General features: G+C 70.1%; 17 protein-coding genes. 9 read left to right on the forward strand and 8 right to left on the reverse strand.

The features are described from left to right. From trxB to DSZ44_RS14615, 4 genes are all read left to right on the forward strand, one after another. The coding region (gene trxB, locus DSZ44_RS14600) for a thioredoxin-disulfide reductase (RefSeq protein WP_110853370.1) at positions 1-879 on the forward strand (879 nt) is incomplete at its 5' end. After that, entirely contained in the window at positions 876-1214 is a 339-nt protein-coding gene (gene trxA, locus DSZ44_RS14605; protein ID WP_309146719.1) for a thioredoxin, read from the forward strand. The genes trxB and trxA, both read left to right, overlap by 4 nt. A 76-nt stretch (positions 1215-1290) precedes the next feature. Further along, entirely contained in the window at positions 1291-2625 is a 1335-nt protein-coding gene (locus DSZ44_RS14610; protein ID WP_110853371.1) for an aminotransferase-like domain-containing protein, read from the forward strand. A gap of 17 nt (positions 2626-2642) precedes the next feature. Continuing rightward, on the forward strand, positions 2643-3620 hold the full coding sequence (locus DSZ44_RS14615; RefSeq protein WP_110853372.1) for a D-alanine--D-alanine ligase family protein: 978 nt from the start codon (positions 2643-2645) through the stop codon (positions 3618-3620). 45 nt (positions 3621-3665) lie between these two features. Here DSZ44_RS14615 and DSZ44_RS14620 read toward each other — a convergent pair whose 3' ends face one another. From DSZ44_RS14620 to rpmH, 8 genes are all read right to left on the reverse strand, one after another. Continuing rightward, positions 3666-4952 carry a ParB/RepB/Spo0J family partition protein gene (locus tag DSZ44_RS14620; RefSeq protein WP_110853373.1) on the reverse strand — a complete coding sequence of 429 codons (1287 nt, stop codon included), beginning with the start codon at positions 4950-4952 and terminating at the stop codon, positions 3666-3668. Next, the gene (locus DSZ44_RS14625; RefSeq protein ID WP_110853439.1) at positions 4945-5952 is read right to left on the reverse strand and encodes a ParA family protein; all 1008 of its coding nucleotides are present in this window, start codon (positions 5950-5952) and stop codon (positions 4945-4947) included. The genes DSZ44_RS14620 and DSZ44_RS14625 overlap by 8 nt, the downstream gene beginning before the upstream one ends. Before the next feature lie 1933 nt (positions 5953-7885). Then, positions 7886-8515, reverse strand: coding sequence for a 16S rRNA (guanine(527)-N(7))-methyltransferase RsmG (gene rsmG, locus DSZ44_RS14630; protein ID WP_258369553.1), 630 nt, complete (start codon positions 8513-8515; stop codon positions 7886-7888). A gap of 33 nt (positions 8516-8548) precedes the next feature. Next, positions 8549-9118, reverse strand: a complete 570-nt coding sequence (locus DSZ44_RS14635; RefSeq protein WP_110853374.1) for a Jag family protein — start codon at positions 9116-9118, stop codon at positions 8549-8551. A 49-nt stretch (positions 9119-9167) separates the two neighbouring features. Then, the gene (gene yidC / locus DSZ44_RS14640; RefSeq protein ID WP_110853375.1) at positions 9168-10370 is read right to left on the reverse strand and encodes a membrane protein insertase YidC; all 1203 of its coding nucleotides are present in this window, start codon (positions 10368-10370) and stop codon (positions 9168-9170) included. A 12-nt stretch (positions 10371-10382) separates the two neighbouring features. Next, positions 10383-10718, reverse strand: coding sequence for a membrane protein insertion efficiency factor YidD (yidD, locus tag DSZ44_RS14645; RefSeq protein ID WP_181424661.1), 336 nt, complete (start codon positions 10716-10718; stop codon positions 10383-10385). Then, the gene (rnpA, locus tag DSZ44_RS14650) at positions 10715-11050 is read right to left on the reverse strand and encodes a ribonuclease P protein component (protein WP_373681255.1); all 336 of its coding nucleotides are present in this window, start codon (positions 11048-11050) and stop codon (positions 10715-10717) included. The genes yidD and rnpA overlap by 4 nt, the downstream gene beginning before the upstream one ends. 24 nt (positions 11051-11074) lie before the next feature. After that, positions 11075-11212, reverse strand: a complete 138-nt coding sequence (rpmH, locus tag DSZ44_RS14655) for a 50S ribosomal protein L34 (protein ID WP_110853377.1) — start codon at positions 11210-11212, stop codon at positions 11075-11077. A gap of 280 nt (positions 11213-11492) precedes the next feature. On the opposite strand from rpmH, the gene dnaA reads away from it, so the two are divergent. The 5 genes from dnaA to DSZ44_RS14680 all read left to right on the forward strand — a co-directional run bounded on the left by dnaA (position 11493) and on the right by DSZ44_RS14680 (position 17122). Next, a complete protein-coding gene (gene dnaA / locus DSZ44_RS14660) occupies positions 11493-12914 on the forward strand; it encodes a chromosomal replication initiator protein DnaA (protein WP_110853378.1) in 1422 nt (473 codons plus the stop codon). Positions 12915-13343: 429 nt separating this feature from the next. Next, positions 13344-14471 carry a DNA polymerase III subunit beta gene (gene dnaN, locus DSZ44_RS14665; RefSeq protein ID WP_110853379.1) on the forward strand — a complete coding sequence of 376 codons (1128 nt, stop codon included), beginning with the start codon at positions 13344-13346 and terminating at the stop codon, positions 14469-14471. A gap of 47 nt (positions 14472-14518) precedes the next feature. Continuing rightward, entirely contained in the window at positions 14519-15415 is an 897-nt protein-coding gene (gnd, locus tag DSZ44_RS14670) for a phosphogluconate dehydrogenase (NAD(+)-dependent, decarboxylating) (RefSeq protein ID WP_110853380.1), read from the forward strand. 2 nt (positions 15416-15417) lie between these two features. Further along, the gene (gene recF, locus DSZ44_RS14675; RefSeq protein ID WP_110853381.1) at positions 15418-16578 is read left to right on the forward strand and encodes a DNA replication/repair protein RecF; all 1161 of its coding nucleotides are present in this window, start codon (positions 15418-15420) and stop codon (positions 16576-16578) included. Further along, the gene (locus tag DSZ44_RS14680; RefSeq protein WP_110853382.1) at positions 16571-17122 is read left to right on the forward strand and encodes a DciA family protein; all 552 of its coding nucleotides are present in this window, start codon (positions 16571-16573) and stop codon (positions 17120-17122) included. The genes recF and DSZ44_RS14680 overlap by 8 nt, the downstream gene beginning before the upstream one ends. Positions 17123-17124 lie beyond the last annotated feature (2 nt).

The following is a 17124-nucleotide window of genomic DNA, read 5'->3' on the forward strand; positions in this document are numbered from 1 at the left end:
ACCGCCGGTGGCGCACTGATGAACACCACCGAGGTCGAGAACTTCCCCGGCTTCCCCGAGGGCGTCATGGGCCCCGAGCTCATGGACAAGATGCAGACCCAGGCCGAGAAGTTCGGCGCCACCGTCATCTACGACGACGCCACCTCCGTCGACCTCACCGGCGACATCAAGACCGTCACCACCGCCGAGGGCGACACCTACCGCGCCCGCGCCGTCATCCTCGCCAACGGCTCGGCCTACAAGGAGCTCGGCCTGGAGGGCGAGAAGACCTTCGGTGGACGCGGGGTGTCCTACTGCGCCACCTGCGACGGCTTCTTCTTCCGCGACCAGCACATCGTCGTCGCCGGCGGTGGGGACTCCGCCATGGAAGAAGCCACCTTCCTCACCAAGTTCGCCTCCCGCGTGACCATCGTCCACCGCCGCGACGAGCTGCGCGCCTCCAAGATCATGGCCGACCGCGCCATGGCCAACCCCAAGATCGACTTCGCCTGGAACAGCGAGATCACCGCGATCCACGGCACCGACAAGGTCACCGGCCTCACCCTGCGCGACACCCTCACCGGCCAGGAGCGCCAGATGGACGCCACCGGCCTGTTCGTCGCCATCGGCCACGTCCCGCGCACCGACATCCTCACCGGCCAGGTCGACCTCGACCCAAACGGCTACATCCTCGTCACCCACCCATCCACCGCCACCACCGTGCCCGGCGTCTTCGCCTGCGGCGACGCCGTGGACCACACCTACCGCCAGGCCATCACCGCCGCCGGCACCGGCTGCGCCGCCGCCCTGGACGCCGAGCGCTACCTCGCCGCCCTCGGCGAAGCCGCCGAACCCGCCACCGACGCCTCCCAGACCCCCCAGGGCGCCGTCTCCCTGTGACCGGCTCCCCCTCCTCGGTGGCGCAGGTGACCGACGACACCTTCGCCACCGAGGTGCTGGGCGCCTCCGGCCCGGTCCTCGTCGACTTCTGGGCGCCGTGGTGCCAGCCCTGCCTCAAGCTCGCTCCGGTGCTCTCCGAGCTCGCCGTCGAGTACGGGGACCGGCTGCGCGTCGTCGCCCTCGACGTCGACGAGAACCCGGACACCACCCAGGCGTACGGCGTCGTCTCGATCCCCACGCTGCTCCTCTTCCGGGACGGTGAGCCGGTGGCCTCGATCGTCGGGGCGCGGCCCAAGCCGGCCCTCGCGGCCCAGCTCGCCACGCTCGTTCCCTGACACGGTGCGCGGATCCGGGCCGCGGTCGGCGTAGCCTGGCAGACGCGTCGACGAGCGCGCAGGAGGAGGCACCCACATGACGAACCCCGAGCCCCGGACCCCCGGCGGTGACCGTGCTGCCGCGGGCACACGGCTCGACCCGTGGTTCGACTCCTACGCCGAGCGCGCCCACGGGATGCGCTCCTCGGAGATCCGGGCGCTCTTCGCCGTCGCCAGCCGGCCCGAGGTCGTGTCGCTGGCCGGGGGCATGCCGAACATCTCCGGCCTGCCGATCGACTACCTCGCCGACATGACGGCCAAGCTGCTGCGTGATCGCGGGCCGGAGGCGCTCCAGTACGGCAGCGGGCAGGGCGAGGTCGCCATGCGCGAGCAGATCGTCGAGGTCATGCGCTACGACCACGTCCACGCCCACCCGGACGACGTCGTCGTCACCACCGGGTCGCAGCAGGCGCTGGACCTCGTCACGGAGATCTTCATCGACCCGGGCGACGTCATCGTCGCCGAGGCACCGAGCTACGTCGGCGCACTCGGTGTCTTCCGCGCCTACCAGGCCGACATCGTCCACGTCCCGATGGACGAGGACGGCCTGGTGCCCGAGGAGCTCGAGTCCACCCTGCGCCGCCTGGCGGCCGAGGGCCGGCGCGTGAAGATGCTTTACACCGTGCCCAACTTCCACAACCCCGGCGGTGTGACGCTCGCCGAGGCCCGACGTCCCCAGGTCGTGGAGATCTGCCGCCGCCACGGCGTCCTCATCCTCGAGGACAACCCCTACGGCCTGCTCGGCTTCGACGGCGACCCGCTGCCCTCCCTCAAGAGCTACAACCCCGACGGCGTCGTCTACCTCGGGTCCTTCTCCAAGACCTTCGCGCCGGGCTACCGGGTGGGCTGGGCCGCTGCCCCGCACGCGGTGCGCGAGAAGCTCGTCCTGGCCAGCGAGGCGGCCATCCTGTCCCCCTCGCGCTTCAGCCAGCTCTCGATCACCTCCTACCTCGACGGCTACGACTGGTACGGGCAGGTCAAGCAGTTCCGCGAGGAGTACCGCACCCGCCGCGACGCGATGATGTCGGCACTCACCGAGTACCTGCCCGAGGCACGCTGGACGGTCCCCACGGGCGGCTTCTACACGTGGGTCACGCTGCCTGCGGGGCTGGACGCCAAGGCCATGCTGCCGCGCGCCGTCACCAACCTCGTCGCCTACGTGTCCGGCACGGCGTTCTACGCCGACGGCCAGGGCGCGGACCACGTGCGGCTGTCCTTCTGCTACCCGACGCCGGAGCGTATCCGCGAGGGTGTGCGACGCCTGGCCGGCGTGGTCCGCGCGGAGGCGGAGCTGACCGAGATGTTCGGCACGGCCGGGACCCGCCCGCAGGGCGAGCACCTCGTCGACGCCCCGAGCCCCGACCAGGCCTGAGACAGAGCGGAGCCACCATGACCACTGCCGAGACCGTGCCTGCCGACCCGCGCGTCGTCGTCCTTGCCGGCGGGCTCTCCCACGAACGCGACGTGTCCTTGCGCTCGGGGCGCCGTGTCGCCCAGCTCCTGCGCGACGCCGGTCTCACGGTGGAGGTCCGCGACCTCGACGCCGGGCTGCTGCCCTACCTACGTGAGAACCGTCCAGACGTCGTCGTGCCGCTCGTCCACGGCTCCACCGGGGAGGACGGCTCGATCCGCGGGCTGCTCGAGCTCCTCGACATCCCCTACGTCGGCAGCACGTCCGGCCCGTGCCGACTGGCCTCCCGAAAGCCGGTGGCCAAGGCGATCGTCGCGGCCGCGGGCGTGGCCACTCCCGCGTTCGTCACCCTGCCGCGCGGGCTGTTCCACGAGATCGGCTCCGCGTCCGTGCTGTCCACGGCGGTCGCCGGGCTCAGCCTGCCGCTCGTGGTGAAGCCGGAGGACGGCGGCTCCGCCCTGGGCGTCAGCGTCGTCGAGCGTGCCGAGGACCTGCCCGACGCGATGGTCGCGTGCTTCTCCTACGGGAACGCCGCGCTCGTCGAGCGGGCGGTCGTGGGCACGGAGGTGGCGGTGTCCGTCGTCGAGACGGCGGAGGGGCCCGTGGCGCTGCCGCCGGTCGAGATCGTCACCGACGGGCCCTACGACTACGACGCGCGCTACAACGCCGGCCGCACCGAGTACTTCGTGCCCGCCCGTCTGGACGCGGCAGCGGCACAGGCCGCGTGCGACGCGGCCGTCGCCGCCCACCGCGCGCTGGGCCTGCGGGACCTGTCCCGCACCGACCTCGTCGTCGACGCCGCCGGGACGCCGTGGTTCCTCGACATGAACGTCGCGCCGGGGATGACGGAGACGTCCCTGTACCCGCAGGCCGCCCAGGCCTGGGCCGCGCAGGGCGGCCCGAGCTTCACCGAGCTCCTCGTCGGGCTCGTGCGCACCGCCGCCGCCCGCGCCTGACACGGCAGGACCCCCTCACGCGTCGTGAGGGGGTCCCGGCGGCGCTCAGGAGGTGGCGTCCTCCAGCGGGGGCCGCTCCACCGAGGGGGCCAGCACGTCGAGGATCCGGTTGAGGTCCTCGATGCTGGCGAACTCGATGTTGATCTTCCCCTTGCGCTGTCCCATGCCGATCTTCACCCGGGTGTCGAAGCGGTCCGACAGCCGCGTGGCGATCTCGTTGAGCTCCGCGGTGTAGGTGCCCGTGCGAGGACGACGGCGCATCTCCGGCGCCGTCGGCTCGTCCCCGAGGGCGACGATCTCCTCGGTGGTGCGGACGCTCAGCCCCTCGGCGACGATGCGTTGCGCCAGCCGCTCCATGGCCGCCGGGTCCGACAGTCCCAGGAGGGCCCGCGCATGGCCGGCGGACAGGATCCCGGCAGCCACGCGCCGCTGGACGAGCGGGGGCAGCTTGAGCAGCCGCAGCGTGTTGGAGATCTGGGGCCGCGAGCGGGCGATGCGGGATGCCAGCTCCTCGTGCGTGCAGGAGAAGTCCTCGAGCAGCTGCTGGTAGGCGGCGGCCTCCTCGAGGGGGTTGAGCTGGGCACGGTGGAGGTTCTCGAGGAGCGCGTCGCGAAGGAGGGCGTCGTCCTCGACCTCACGGATGATGGCCGGGACCGTCGCGTTCCCGGCGAGCTGGGAGGCGCGCCACCGGCGCTCGCCCATGATGAGCTCGTAGCGTGCCTCCTCGCCCTCGGGCAGCGCGCGGACGACGATGGGCTGGAGCACGCCGACCTCGCGGATCGAGGCCGCAAGCTCCTCGAGCTCGTCCTCGTCGAAGACCTGCCGCGGCTGACGGCGGTTCGCGACGACCTCGTCGACCGGGATCTCGGCGAAGGTGGCACCCGGGACGGGGACCAGCGAGTCCTCACTCGCTGCCTCGGCCGGCGACGCAGCCGCCGGCTGCTCAGGCGTCACTGCCTCCTCCGCAGGAGGCGCCTGGGTGGACGGCGGGCCCTCCGCCGAGCCGGCGGCTGCGGGGGTGTCTGCGGTGGGCGCCCCCGGGCCGGAGCCTCGGCGCGGGGTCACCGTGTCCTTGGGGATGGAGGCACGTTTGCGCGTCTTGCCGGCCGTCTTGGTCGTCGTGGCGCTCGTGGTACGACTCGTGCGGGGGGTGCTGTCCCGCGCTGGTGCGGGCGGTGCCTCCGCCGCCTCGGTCACGGGTGCCTGGGGAGCCCGAGAGCTCCGCTCGGTCCGCTGGTCGGGGAAGAAGACGTCCACCGGCCGCCCGGCTGCGGGAGCGGTCGGAATCAGCGCACCGAGGCCCTTTCCAAGGCCGCGTCGCTTCTCAGTCATGGACATCCTCCGTACGGTGCGCCTCGGTGGGCTGTGGTTGTGCTGATGGGTCGGCGCCCGCTGGCTCGGCGCGTGAGGCGATCTCCTGGGCGGCTGCACGGTAGGCGAGCGCGCCGGTGGACCCCGGGTCGTAGGTGAGGACCGTCTGGCCGTAGGACGGCGCCTCGGAGATCCTCACCGACCTGGGGATGGAGACCTCGAGCGTCTGGCTCGGGAAGTGGGTGTGCACCTCGTCGGCGACCTGGCGCGAGAGATTCGTCCGCTTGTCGAACATCGTCAGCAAGATCGTCGACACGTGTAGCGTAGGGTTGAGGTGCCCGCGGATGAGCTCGATGTTGCGCAGCAGCTGGCTGAGGCCCTCGAGGGCGTAGTACTCCGACTGGATCGGGATGAGGACCTCGCGCGCCGCGACGAAGGCGTTGACGGTCAGGAGCCCCAGGCTCGGTGGGCAGTCGATGAAGATGTAGTCGTAGCGTTGTTCGTCGGACTGGCCGGCGAGCAGAGCGGCGATGGCGTTACGGAGACGGTTCTCCCTTGCCACCATCGAGACGAGCTCGATCTCGGCGCCCGACAGGTCGATCGTCGCGGGAGCACAGTAGAGGTTGTCCACGTCGGGGCACCGCTGGATGACGTCGGCGAACGGTGCGTCGTCGATCAGCACGTCATACGTCGACGGTGTCCCGGCATGGTGGTCGATGCCGAGTGCAGTGGACGCGTTGCCCTGCGGATCGTTGTCGATGACGAGCACCTGCAGACCACCTGTCGCCAACGCGGCGGCGAGGTTGACCGTGGTGGTCGTCTTTCCGACCCCGCCCTTCTGGTTCGCGACGGTGAGGATCCGCGTCTCGGGCGGGCGGGGGAAGGTCTTGCCCTCGAGCGCGATCCGCCGTCGGGCGTCCTCTGCGAGCTGGGCCGCCAACGGCGTGGAGTCGTCGAAGTGGTGCAGGCCTCCCAGGATGCTCCGAGCCTCCTGGTCACCTGTGTTGCCGTGTCTCACCATGGCGGTCGTGTCGTCCGACTCCGTCACACGTACCCCTCGAATCGCAGTTGTGGCGCGCCCTGCCGTCAGCTTATCCCGTCGCGATGACACCGTCGTACATCGACGCGCGGTCCGCGGACCGCGTCAGTCGTCCTCCGTTTCACGTGGAACCGTCCCGGGTTTCACGTGGAACGTATCCCTGCATGGGGCGCCGCTATGACGCGGTGGCTGCTCTTACGTCCGCAGCTCATCCTGAGCGCGCTTTGGTAGAGGAGGACGTACAACCGAACGTCCTCCTGGACGACAGCGCCACCGCCTCAGCCGGCCTCCGCGCCGGTATGTTTCACGTGGAACATCGACCGCGCCGGCGAGCCTGGGCAACCCGCGCAGCACGGTGTCAGGCTCGATGACGACATGACATTGGATGGCAGAGAACCCCGTCACGCCTGCACGTACGGAGATCGGCTTTGGTCGAAGCCCCATGGCTCATGAGCGCCTGAAGGGCTCGGAGCACCTGCACGCGCACCAGCCAAGCATGAGGCGTCGCCTGTTCTCTCGCTTCGACCTGCCTTTCCGACCGGAGCGCTGGCTCCGGGCCCGCGTCGTTTCACGTGGAACCAACAGCAGTACGCGCCTGAATCGTCCTCGGTGTGGAAGCCCCTGAAGTCAGCTATGCGCGTGCTCCTGATCTCGAACCCGCAGAACCGACTACGCGGACTCGTGTGGCTCGATGACGAAGTCACGCGGAACGCACGAACGATCGACATCGCAATCGTGCGCACCCTGTGTTTCACGTGAAACGAGCGCGAACAGGATCCCGCGCGCGCACCGGGCCTCGCTGGACCGCCGGTTGCGCGCACCTGGCGCCTCCAGTCGCGGTCTCCATCCGCCGAGGCGCCGCGCTCACAGTGCAGCCTCAGGTGCCTTCACAGCTTCGACGCGCTCGAACCCCCCTGCGCACCGGCTCTGCACCCACGGTGGAACGTCAAAGCACGGGCCATAGCTGCCACCAGGCGGGTGCGCCCGACGAGCCGCACACTGCGTCTGCCGCCCGCGCCTCGATATCGACGCGGCGCCACTCACGAGAAGTCCTACAGGCGCCCCGGTCACGCGTCGGCTCCGCGCGATAGATGACGCACCACCACCCGCGGCATTGACAGCTCTAATGGAGTCGTCGGTGCGAAGGGGTCCGCAGTGTGCGGCCTGGGAGCTGAATCGCTTCGCTGGCGTAGTGGAGCGACGGCACGCTCAGAACGACCGCTGACGGAGCCATGGATGCAGATCCGAGGTGCGCGTGTTTCACGTGGAACCGGCGAGTCGCCTACTGCCGGCATCGTCCCGAGCCTCGGCGTTGGATGGTGCTGCGTGGGCGTTCCGACCTTCCTTGAGCCGCTTCCGGACGACAGGCGTATCGGCAGCGACAGACCTTCGGTGCACCGACGAGGGGGTCGCACCGTGCCGACCACCGTGCCGACGACGGGGGTGACCTAGCGTGATCCGACGTCACGGTCGCGTATCACCGCGGATGAACTGGGCAGGACCGGAACGGTCAGGGCCTAGCGGACCGCGGCGGACCGCCTCCTGGCCTGATGCCCGCCGGCACCTCTGCCCGATGCGTCGAACCAGTCGCCGCACGCAGCAGGTTTCACGTGAAACTCGCCGGCCATCGTGCGCGTCTCGCAGCAGGCGAGCGCCGCGCCCGGCACTCTGTGGCGGCACTGCCGCCTGTGGCCCCGCTAGCCCTACCGTCTTCCCGTGCGAGAGAGGACCGGGGCGACTGCTCTTCCCAGACCGCGTCGCATCGGCACACGACGCGTTCGTCGGCCTAGACGGCATCCGGCAGGTATGTTCCACGTGAAACAGCGGAGTGCAACGAGGAGTCGATGCCTCGCCTGGTCGAACCCGCGAGGGCTGGAACAGCTGACAACAGTCCGGTCGGGCTGAGCCGTACGGCCTAGTTGCCCTTCTGAGCTGTGACGACCCGGGTCAGCTCGTCCGTTCCCTCCACGACGATCTCGTGAACAACCGGGTCGGCGAGTCCGTACTTTCGGAGAGTCTTCGCAGCCTCGTCAACCTCGGCAGCAGCACGCTCGCCCTTGAGCGCGACCAGTTGCCCACCGGGGCGGACGAGCGGAGCCGTCCACGGCACGAGCTTCTTGAGTGCCGCCACCGCGCGTGCACTCACGACGTCATACGCAGCACTGCCGTGCAGCTCCTCCGCCCGCGCACGCACCACGGTGACGTTCGAGAGCGCCAGCTCTCGGGCTACGTGCTCGAGCCATGTCGTGCGCCTGTCCATCGGCTCGACGAGGTGAACCTCGAGGTCTGCTCGCATGATCGCGACGACAACGCCAGGGAAGCCGGCCCCCGATCCGATGTCCACGAACCGCGCGCCCTGCGGCACGAACGATGCGACGGCGCTGGAGTTCAGCAGGTGCCGAGTCCACAGGCGGGGAAGCTCCCGGGGCCCGATGAGTCCCCGAAGCTCGCCCTCCGCTGCCAGGAGCGAGGCGAACGCCCCCATCGTGGCCGTCGAGTCGCCGAAGACGCGGGCCGCCGACTCGGGAACGCGCTCGACGGTCACGACGAACTCCTCGATATAATCGACAGGTGTCGGTTACTTCTGCGTGATGACCACGTAGCGGTTCGGCTCCACGCCCTCGGAGTCGCTGAGCAGGCCGGCAGCCGCGACGGCGTCGTGCACGACCTTCCGCTCGAAGGGGTTCATCGGCTCCAGGGAGACCTTCTCGGCGCCGGCCTTCACCTTGGTGATGGCCTCCTCCGCCACGGCGGTCAGCTCGGCTCGCCGACCGCGCCGGTGGCCGGCGATGTCGAGCATGAGTCGGCTGCGCTCGCCCGTCCGAGCCTGGACCGCGAGGCGGGTCAGCTCCTGCAAGGCGTCGAGGACCTCTCCGTCGTCGCCGACGAGCCGCCGGAGATCACGGTCGGAGCCACCCTCGTTGACGATCTCCACCGCCGCTCGACCGTGGTCGATGGACAGGTCGATGTCGCCGTCGAGGTCGGCGATGTCGAGCAGCTCCTCGAGGTAGTCCGCGGCGATCTCGCCCTCCTCCTCGAGGCGCTTCACGCTTGCCGGCGCGGGGGTACGCTCCGCGGCCGGCTCCTCGGGGGCCGCCGCGCTCTGCTCCGACGTCGTGTCGTCGGTCGTGACGTCTTGCTCGCTCACGGGTTGATCCTTCTCTCTCGGCCCGTCGCCCCGGGCGCTGAACAGGTCTCTACTTGCCCGGCTTGCTCGGGCCCTTGCCACGACGCTCGATCTCGGCCCGTCGCTGGGCTGCGCGCTTCGCGTGGCGTTCAGCAGCACGCTGCTGAGGGGTCTTGCCGTCGTCGGCAGGGCTGCCGGAGGGCGCCGGTGCGCTGGGCTCGGCCTCGACGGCATCGTCCGCGGATGCCGCACTGGCACCGGTCGGGGACGGCCCGTTCGTCGCACCGGGCGTGCCCGGGCGCCGCTGTCGATCCTTGCGCTTGGGCTGCACCCGCTGGCCCTTTTGGACGGGGCGCTCTGGCTCCGGCGGCTCCGGCAGGAGCTCCTCCACGGGCACGCCCTTGCGGGCGGCCTTGCGCTCCAGCTTGGCCCGCTCGCGCTCCTTGAAGCGCTTCTCCGCCTCGGATCCGGCCGCCGGCATCCTGCGGATCGTGTAGAACTGCTGGCCCATCGTCCACAGGTTCGTCGTGAGCCAGTAGATGAGGACGCCGATCGGGAAGTAGACGCCGGAGAAGGCGAAGATCAGCGGCATGAGGTACATGAGCATGCGCTGCTGCTTGGCCATCGGGTTGTCCAGCGCGCTCTGCGGCATGTTCTTCATCGTGAGCTGCCGCTGCGTGGTGAACGTCGTCACCGACATGAGGACAATGAGCACCGCGGTGAGGATCCGGACGTTGAGCGTCGCTCCCTCACCCAGGAAGGACTGCGACAGCCGTGCCCCGAGCAGCGTTGCGTCGAGGAACTGGGAGGCCGCCGCCTGGCCGATCGGACCGAGAGGCTCTCCGTCGCGGTAGGTGCCGTCGGCGATCTGCGGCATCGAGTACAGCACCCGGAAGAGGGCGAAGAAGATCGGCGACTGCGCGAGGATCGGCAGGCAGGAGGCGAAGGGGTTCGTCCCGTGCTTCTGGTAGAGCGCCATCATCTCCGACTGCATCTGCTGCCGGGACGCCGGGTCGTTCTTGCCCTTGTACTTCTTCTGGAGCTTCTGCAGCTCCGGCTGGAGGACCTGCATCCCGCGAGATGCCTTGATCTGCTTGAAGAACAGCGGGATGAGCAGGATGCGCATGATGACCGTCAGGCCGACGATCGACAGGGCCCAGGTCCAGCCGCTGGCCGGGTCCAGACCCACGAACGTCCACAGCTCGTGGAACAGGTGGAGAATCCACGCGACGACCCACTTGATGGGGTACAGGATCGTGTCAAAAACACCCATGCGGGTCGTCTCCTAGAGGTCTTCCGGCGCGTCGTTCGCACGCGCCCCACCGGCAGCTACACCGAGGGTACGTGCTCGTGCCCCGCTTCTTGACCACGGCATAGGCTCACCCGGCTGCGGGACGTGGTCGACCCCGCCTCGGCTCCACGGGTTGCAGCGCAGCAGTCGCCACGTGGCGAGTCCGACCCCACGCACCGCACCGTGCCGCGTCAACGAGGTGATCGCGTACGCGGAGCACGAGGGGTAGTAGCGGCACGTCGGTCCCATCCAGGGAGAGACGACGAGCTGGTAGCCCCGTACGAGCAGCGCCAGGCCGCGGCCCAGGAGACCGCTCAGCCGGCCGGTCATCGCCGCACCGCCCGTCGGCGCGCTCCGCTCAGTGCGGCGTCGAGGTCCTCGCCGAGCGCGGCGCTCGACGCCCCCCGGGCAGCGGGAAGCGCCCGCACGACGAGCTTGTCGCCGTCGTGCAGGGCGCTGATCCGAGACGCGAGCAACCCGCGCAACCGGCGCTTGACCTGGTTGCGCTCGACTGCGTTGCCGACTGCCTTGGACACGACGAGTCCGGCCCGGGGTGCAGTCGGCGCGGTGTTCTCGGCGGTCCGCAAATGGACGACGAGCCGTCGAGTGCCGCTGCGAGCACCACCGCGCACCGCGTCGGTGAAGTCCTCCGACCGACGCATCCGGTGCTGCGGCGGCAGCACGGCTCAGGCCGAGAGCTTCTCGCGGCCCTTGCGACGACGGGCGCCGAGGATGGCGCGCCCGGCGCGCGTGCGCATGCGCAGCCGGAACCCGTGCACCTTGGCACGCTTCCGGTTGTTCGGCTGGTAAGTCCGCTTGCTCACGGCAGTACTCCAAAACGTCGGTTGTCTACGCTGCCGCTGGGCAGCAGATGCGCGGCTGCGCCGCTCCTCCGCGTGACAGAACCGGTGCGCAGGCACCACGGAAGAGCCGTCGGGACGGCTTGCCCACGATACGCGAGCCGGAGAACACCGGTCAATCCGACCTCCGGGCGCCCGAGTATGCCGTCCCTCACGCCTCTTCTGCACATCTGTGGATATCTATGTGGATCGAGGGGCGAGGTGCGACACTCGTGGCCCTGACACCCTGCTGGAGAGGACCGCTGTGCCCGAGAACGACGACATTACCGACGTCTGGGCACGTGCCGTGGACATCCTCACGGAGAGTGGGGACATCGGTGGCGCCCAACGCGCCTTCATCCGCCTCACCCGCCCGCTCGGTGCCGTCGACGGCACCCTCCTCCTCGCGGTTCCCAGTGACTTCGCCAAGGACTTCCTCGAGACCCGGGCCCGGGTGGCCCTGACCGAGGCGCTGACCGAGGCCTTCGGAGCGGCTGTCCGCTTCGCCGTCACGGTCGACCCGACGCTGGAGGAGACGTCCCCGCGCGTACCCAGCGCCGAGACCCCCGACGACGCTCCTGCGCCGCCCACCCCGCAGGAGACCCGCGCCGCGGCCCGCCGTGCCTCTGCCGTCGCCGAGGCCGACGCCGCCCGGCTCAACCCGAAGTACACCTTCGAGACCTTCGTCATCGGCTCGAGCAACCGGTTCGCCCACGCGGCGGCGACCGCCGTCGCGGAGTCGCCGGCCCGGGCGTACAACCCACTGTTCATCTACGGCGGCTCCGGACTGGGAAAGACCCACCTGCTCCACGCGATCGGCCACTACGCCCGCAGCCTCGACCCCAGCGTCCGGGTGCGCTACGTGAACTCCGAGGAGTTCACCAACGACTTCATCAACTCGATCCGCGACGACAAGGCCGAGGCATTCCAGCGCCGCTACCGTGAGGTCGACGTCCTTCTCATCGACGACATCCAGTTCCTCCAGGGCAAGGAACAGACGATGGAGGAGTTCTTCCACACCTTCAACACGCTGCACAACGCGAACAAGCAGGTCGTCATCACCTCCGACCTCGCCCCCAAGCAGCTCAACGGCTTCGAGGACCGGATGCGCTCCCGCTTCGAGTGGGGCCTGCTCACCGACGTGCAGCCGCCCGACCTCGAGACCCGCATCGCGATCCTGCGCAAGAAGGCGAACAACGAGAACCTCGAGATCGACGACGCGGTCCTCTCCTACATCGCCTCGCGGATCTCGACGAACATCCGCGAGCTCGAGGGCGCTCTCATCCGCGTCACGGCCTTCGCCAACCTCAACCGTCAGCCGGTCGACGAGTCACTGGCCGTCATGGTGCTCAAGGACTTCATCACCGACACCGACGGCGAGGACATCACCCCGACGCTCATCATGGGCCAGACCGCGGACTACTTCTCCGTGTCGATCGATGCCCTGTGCAGTGCCGACCGTTCCCGTGTGCTGGTCAACGCCCGCCAGATCGCCATGTACCTGTGCCGCGAGCTGACCGAGCTGTCCCTTCCCAAGATCGGCCAGCTCTTCGGCGGCCGCGACCACACGACCGTCATGCACGCCAACCGCAAGATTCGCGAGCAGATGGCGGAGAAGCGCTCGACCTTCAACCAGGTCACGGAGCTGACCAACCGGATCAAGCAGAAGGCGCGCACCGGAGGCTGACCTCCCGCTCGCCCCGCACGGTGGTGCTCCACGAAGGAGATCGGCTCCGCGGGCTAATGCACAGTTGTGGACAACCCTGTGGATTGACGTGGACAGCGGAAACTTGTCAGTGGACAGAGCATCCCCCGTCGGTGGACGACGCCGCGAGCAGTGACGACAATCCACTGGCCCGGGCCGTTCTCCACAGGTCCGTCAGGACCGCCCCTCACAGCTCGGGACCCTCGGTGACCTGCACGAACGTGCGATGTCCACAGTGTCCACACCACCGACGATGATGACGAGACCCCCTTTCCAGATCGCTTGTGAATAACAAGATCCGGCCGGACGAACCCGCTCCACTCGCGTCCGGAGCGTCCGTCCACTCGCGTAAGGTTTCCCGTGCGCAGCACCATGCGCTGCGCCGTCACGCTCCGAGAGAGGTCAACAATCGTGAAGCTCAGGGTCGAACGGGACGTCCTTGCCGAGGCCGTCGCCTGGACAGCTCGCTCCCTTCCCGCGCGCCCGCCGGTCCCGGTGCTCGCCGGTGTCCGGCTGGAGGCGAGCAGCGAGGGGTCCCTCACCCTGTCGACCTTCGACTACGACGTCTCGGCCCGGTCCACGGTCCCCGCAGGGGTCGAGGAGGCCGGGGTCGTGCTCGTCTCCGGCCGCCTCCTCGCCGACATCGCCAAGGCGCTGCCCGCCAAGCCCGTGGACCTCACGCTCGACGGCACGAAGGTGGTGCTCCGCTGCGGCGCCAGCCGTTTCACGCTCCTCACCATGCCGGTGGAGGACTACCCGGCCCTCCCGGCGATGCCCGAGCTCTCCGGCACCATCGACGCCGACGTCCTCACCGAGGCCGTGGCCCAGGTGAGCATCGCCGCGAGCCGCGACGAGACCCTGCCGCTGCTCACCGGCGTCCGGGTGGAGATCGAGGGCGAGAAGCTCACCCTCATGGCCACCGACCGCTACCGCCTCGCCATGCGCGAGCTGAGCTGGCACCCGACCGACCCGTCCATCTCCTCGGTCGCCCTCGTCCGCGCCCGCACGCTTTCCGACGTCGCCAAGTCCCTCACGAGCGCGGGCAGCGTCGACGTCGCCCTGGGTGGCGACTCCGCCTCGCTCGTCGGCTTCGCCGCCGGTGGTCGCCAGACGACCTCGCTGCTCGTCGAGGGCGACTACCCGCCGGTCCGGCGTCTCTTCCCTGACGAGACCACGACGCATGCCGTCGTCGCCACCGCGGCGCTCGTCGAGGCCGCCCGCCGCGTCTCCCTGGTCGCCGAGCGCAACACCCCGATCCGCCTCAGCTTCTCCGACGGGCAGGTGGTCCTCGAGGCCGGCCAGGGAGAGGACGCCCAGGCCTCGGAGGTCCTCGAGGCCACGCTCGTGGGAGAGGACATCGTCACCGCCTTCAACCCGCACTACCTGCTCGACGGGCTGGGGGCACTGTCCACGGACTTCGTGCGTCTGTCCTTCACCCACCCGAGCAAGCCGGCCGTGATGACCGGCCAGGGCAGCGCGGAGGGCGAGAGCGAGGACGAGTTCCGCTACCTCCTCATGCCCATCCGGTTCGCCGGGTAGTCACACTCCGGGTACGTTCGCTGCAGTCGTCCACGAGGGGAGCAGACATGCACATCGGCATGGTTGGCCTGGGCAAGATGGGCGGCAACATGCGCCAGCGCATCGAGGCCGCCGGTCACACCGTCACGGGCTACGACACGAACCCCGAGATCAGCGACGTCGCGTCTCTCGCCGAGCTCGCCGAGGCACTGCCCGCCGGCAGCCGGGTCGTGTGGATCATGGTGCCCGCCGGCGCGCCCACGCTCGCGGTGCTCGAGGAGCTGGCCACCCGGCTGGAGGCCGGTGACCTCGTCATCGAGGGCGGCAACTCCTACTACCGCGACGACCAGACGAATGCGGCCATGCTCGCCGAGCGCGGCATCGGCTACATCGACGCCGGGATCTCCGGCGGGGTCTGGGGACGCGAGTACGGCTACGGCACGATGGTGGGCGGCAGCGCCGAGGACGTCGAGCGCGCGATGCCGGTCTTCGACGCCCTGCGTCCCGACGGGCCCCGCGAGGAGGGCTTCGTCCACGCCGGCGGCGTGGGCGCCGGCCACTTCTCCAAGATGGTGCACAACGGCATCGAGTACGGCCTCATGCAGGCCTACGCCGAGGGGTACGAGATCATCGCCTCGCGGTCGGACCTCGTCCCCGACGTCGCCGCCGTCCTACGTGCGTGGCAGCGCGGCACCGTCGTGCGGTCCTGGCTGCTCGAGCTGCTCGTCGACGCCCTCGAGGGCGACCCGGGCCTCGCGAGCGTCGACGACTACGCCAACGACTCCGGCGAGGGCCGCTGGACCCTCGAGGAGGCGATCGACAACGCGGTCCCCGCCCCGACGATCTCCGCCGCACTCTTCGCCCGTTTCGCCTCCCGGCAGGAGCAGTCCCCGGCCATGAAGGCGATCGCCGCCCTCCGCGAGGAGTTCGGGGGACACGCAGTCCGTCGCGCCGACGAGCGCTGAGGATGTACGTCTCCAACCTCTCCCTGCACGACTTCCGCTCCTACGCCGAGCTCGTCCTCGCCCTGGACCCGGGCGTCACCGCCTTCGTCGGCCACAACGGCCAGGGCAAGACGAACATCGTCGAGGCCGTCGCCTACCTCGGCACCTTCTCCAGCCACCGGGTGGCCTCCGACGCCGCCCTCGTCCGCCACGGCACAGGCGGTGCCGTCGTCCGCGCCAAGGCTGTCCGTGAAGGACGCGAGACCCTCGTCGAGCTCGAGATCGTCGCCGGCAAGGCGAACCGGGCGCGCCTCAACCGCGCTCCCGTCAGCCGCACGCGCGACGTCCTGGGCATCGTGCGCAGCGTCGTCTTCGCCCCCGAGGACCTCGAGCTCGTCAAGGGTGACCCACAGGTCCGCCGCCGGTTCCTCGACGACCTCCTCGTGCTCCTCGCCCCGCGACTGGCGGGCGTCCGCAGCGAGTACGACAAGATCCTGCGCCAGCGTGGGGCGCTCCTCAAGACCGCCGGTGCCGCCCGTCGCCGCGGGGCCAGTCCTGACCTGTCCACCCTCGACGTGTGGGACCGTCACCTCGCCGCCGCGGGCGCGGAGGTCGTCGCCGCCCGGATCGACCTCCTCGGCCGGCTGCGGCCGCGAGTCGCGCAGGCCTACGAGCAGGTCAGCGCCGGGCAGGGCGAGGCCCGTCTCGGCTACCGGTCCGCCCTTCTCGGCCTCGACGGCGAGGGAGAGGCGACCCCGGAGGAGGAGCACGCGCTCACCGACGTGGGTCCGCTCGAGGAGCGACTCGTCGAGGCCATGGCCAGGGTGCGGAGCAAGGAGATCGACCGCGGCGTGAGCCTCATCGGGCCGCACCGGGACGACCTCGTCCTCACCCTCGGCGGTCTGCCCGCCAAGGGCTACGCCAGTCACGGGGAGTCGTGGTCCTACGCGCTGGCCCTCCGGCTCGCCTCCTTCGAGGTGCTCTCGGACGACGACGACGGCGGTCCGGTCCTCATCCTCGACGACGTGTTCGCCGAGCTCGACGTCCGACGGCGCGAGCGGCTGGCCACCATGGTCGGTGGCGCCGAGCAGGTCCTCATCACCGCCGCCGTCGCCGAGGACGTCCCCGAGTCCTTGCGCGGGGCGCGGTTCACGGTGGCGAACGGCGAGGTCGCCCGTGAGTGACGCGCAGCCTCCGGAGCAGGAGGAGGACTCGACGTCCTCGGCTGCCAGCCAGGCGCTGGCCAGGGCCCGGGCCGCGGCGGCGGCGAAGGGCCTGCGGCGCAGCGCCGCCGGTCGGCCGGTGCCGGGCAAGCGGCGCTTCCGCCCGGGGCCCGGCCTCGGCGACGTCGGCAGCGGGTCCGGACCTTCCCGCCGTGACCCGCAGATGCTCGGCCCGATCGTCGACAAGGTCCTCACCGAGCGCGGGTGGACCGCCCCGGTCAGCATGGGTGGCGTCGTCGGCCGATGGCGGGAGATCGTCGGTGACCAGCTCGCCGACCACTGCGTCGTCGAGACCTTCGACGAGGCCGTGCTCGTCGTGCGTGCCGACTCCACCGCCTGGGCCACCCAGCTGCGACTGCTCCAGCCGCAGCTCGAGCGTCGGCTGGCCGAGGAGGTCGGCGAGGACGTCGTGGAGAAGATCGTCATCCGCGGGCCCGGCGGACCGAGCTGGACCCGTGGACCACGCTCGGTCCGCGGCCGGGGACCGCGCGACACCTACGGTTGAGC

Origin of the sequence: Georgenia satyanarayanai (assembly GCF_900116375.1) — a bacterium.
Taxonomy (GTDB): Bacteria; Actinomycetota; Actinomycetes; order Actinomycetales; family Actinomycetaceae; genus Oceanitalea; species Oceanitalea nanhaiensis.

Coding starts and splice junctions, on each gene's coding strand:
- DSZ44_RS14610 (WP_110853371.1), top strand. CDS start 1,291: ATGACGAACCCCGAGCCCCGGACCCCCGGCGGTGACCGTGCTGCCGCG.
- DSZ44_RS14615 (WP_110853372.1), top strand. CDS start 2,643: ATGACCACTGCCGAGACCGTGCCTGCCGACCCGCGCGTCGTCGTCCTT.
- DSZ44_RS14620 (WP_110853373.1), bottom strand. CDS start 4,952: ATGACTGAGAAGCGACGCGGCCTTGGAAAGGGCCTCGGTGCGCTGATT.
- DSZ44_RS14625 (WP_110853439.1), bottom strand. CDS start 5,952: ATGGTGAGACACGGCAACACAGGTGACCAGGAGGCTCGGAGCATCCTG.
- yidC (WP_110853375.1), bottom strand. CDS start 10,370: ATGGGTGTTTTTGACACGATCCTGTACCCCATCAAGTGGGTCGTCGCG.
- yidD (WP_181424661.1), bottom strand. CDS start 10,718: ATGACCGGCCGGCTGAGCGGTCTCCTGGGCCGCGGCCTGGCGCTGCTC.
- rnpA (WP_373681255.1), bottom strand. CDS start 11,050: ATGCGTCGGTCGGAGGACTTCACCGACGCGGTGCGCGGTGGTGCTCGC.
- gnd (WP_110853380.1), top strand. CDS start 14,519: ATGCACATCGGCATGGTTGGCCTGGGCAAGATGGGCGGCAACATGCGC.
- recF (WP_110853381.1), top strand. CDS start 15,418: ATGTACGTCTCCAACCTCTCCCTGCACGACTTCCGCTCCTACGCCGAG.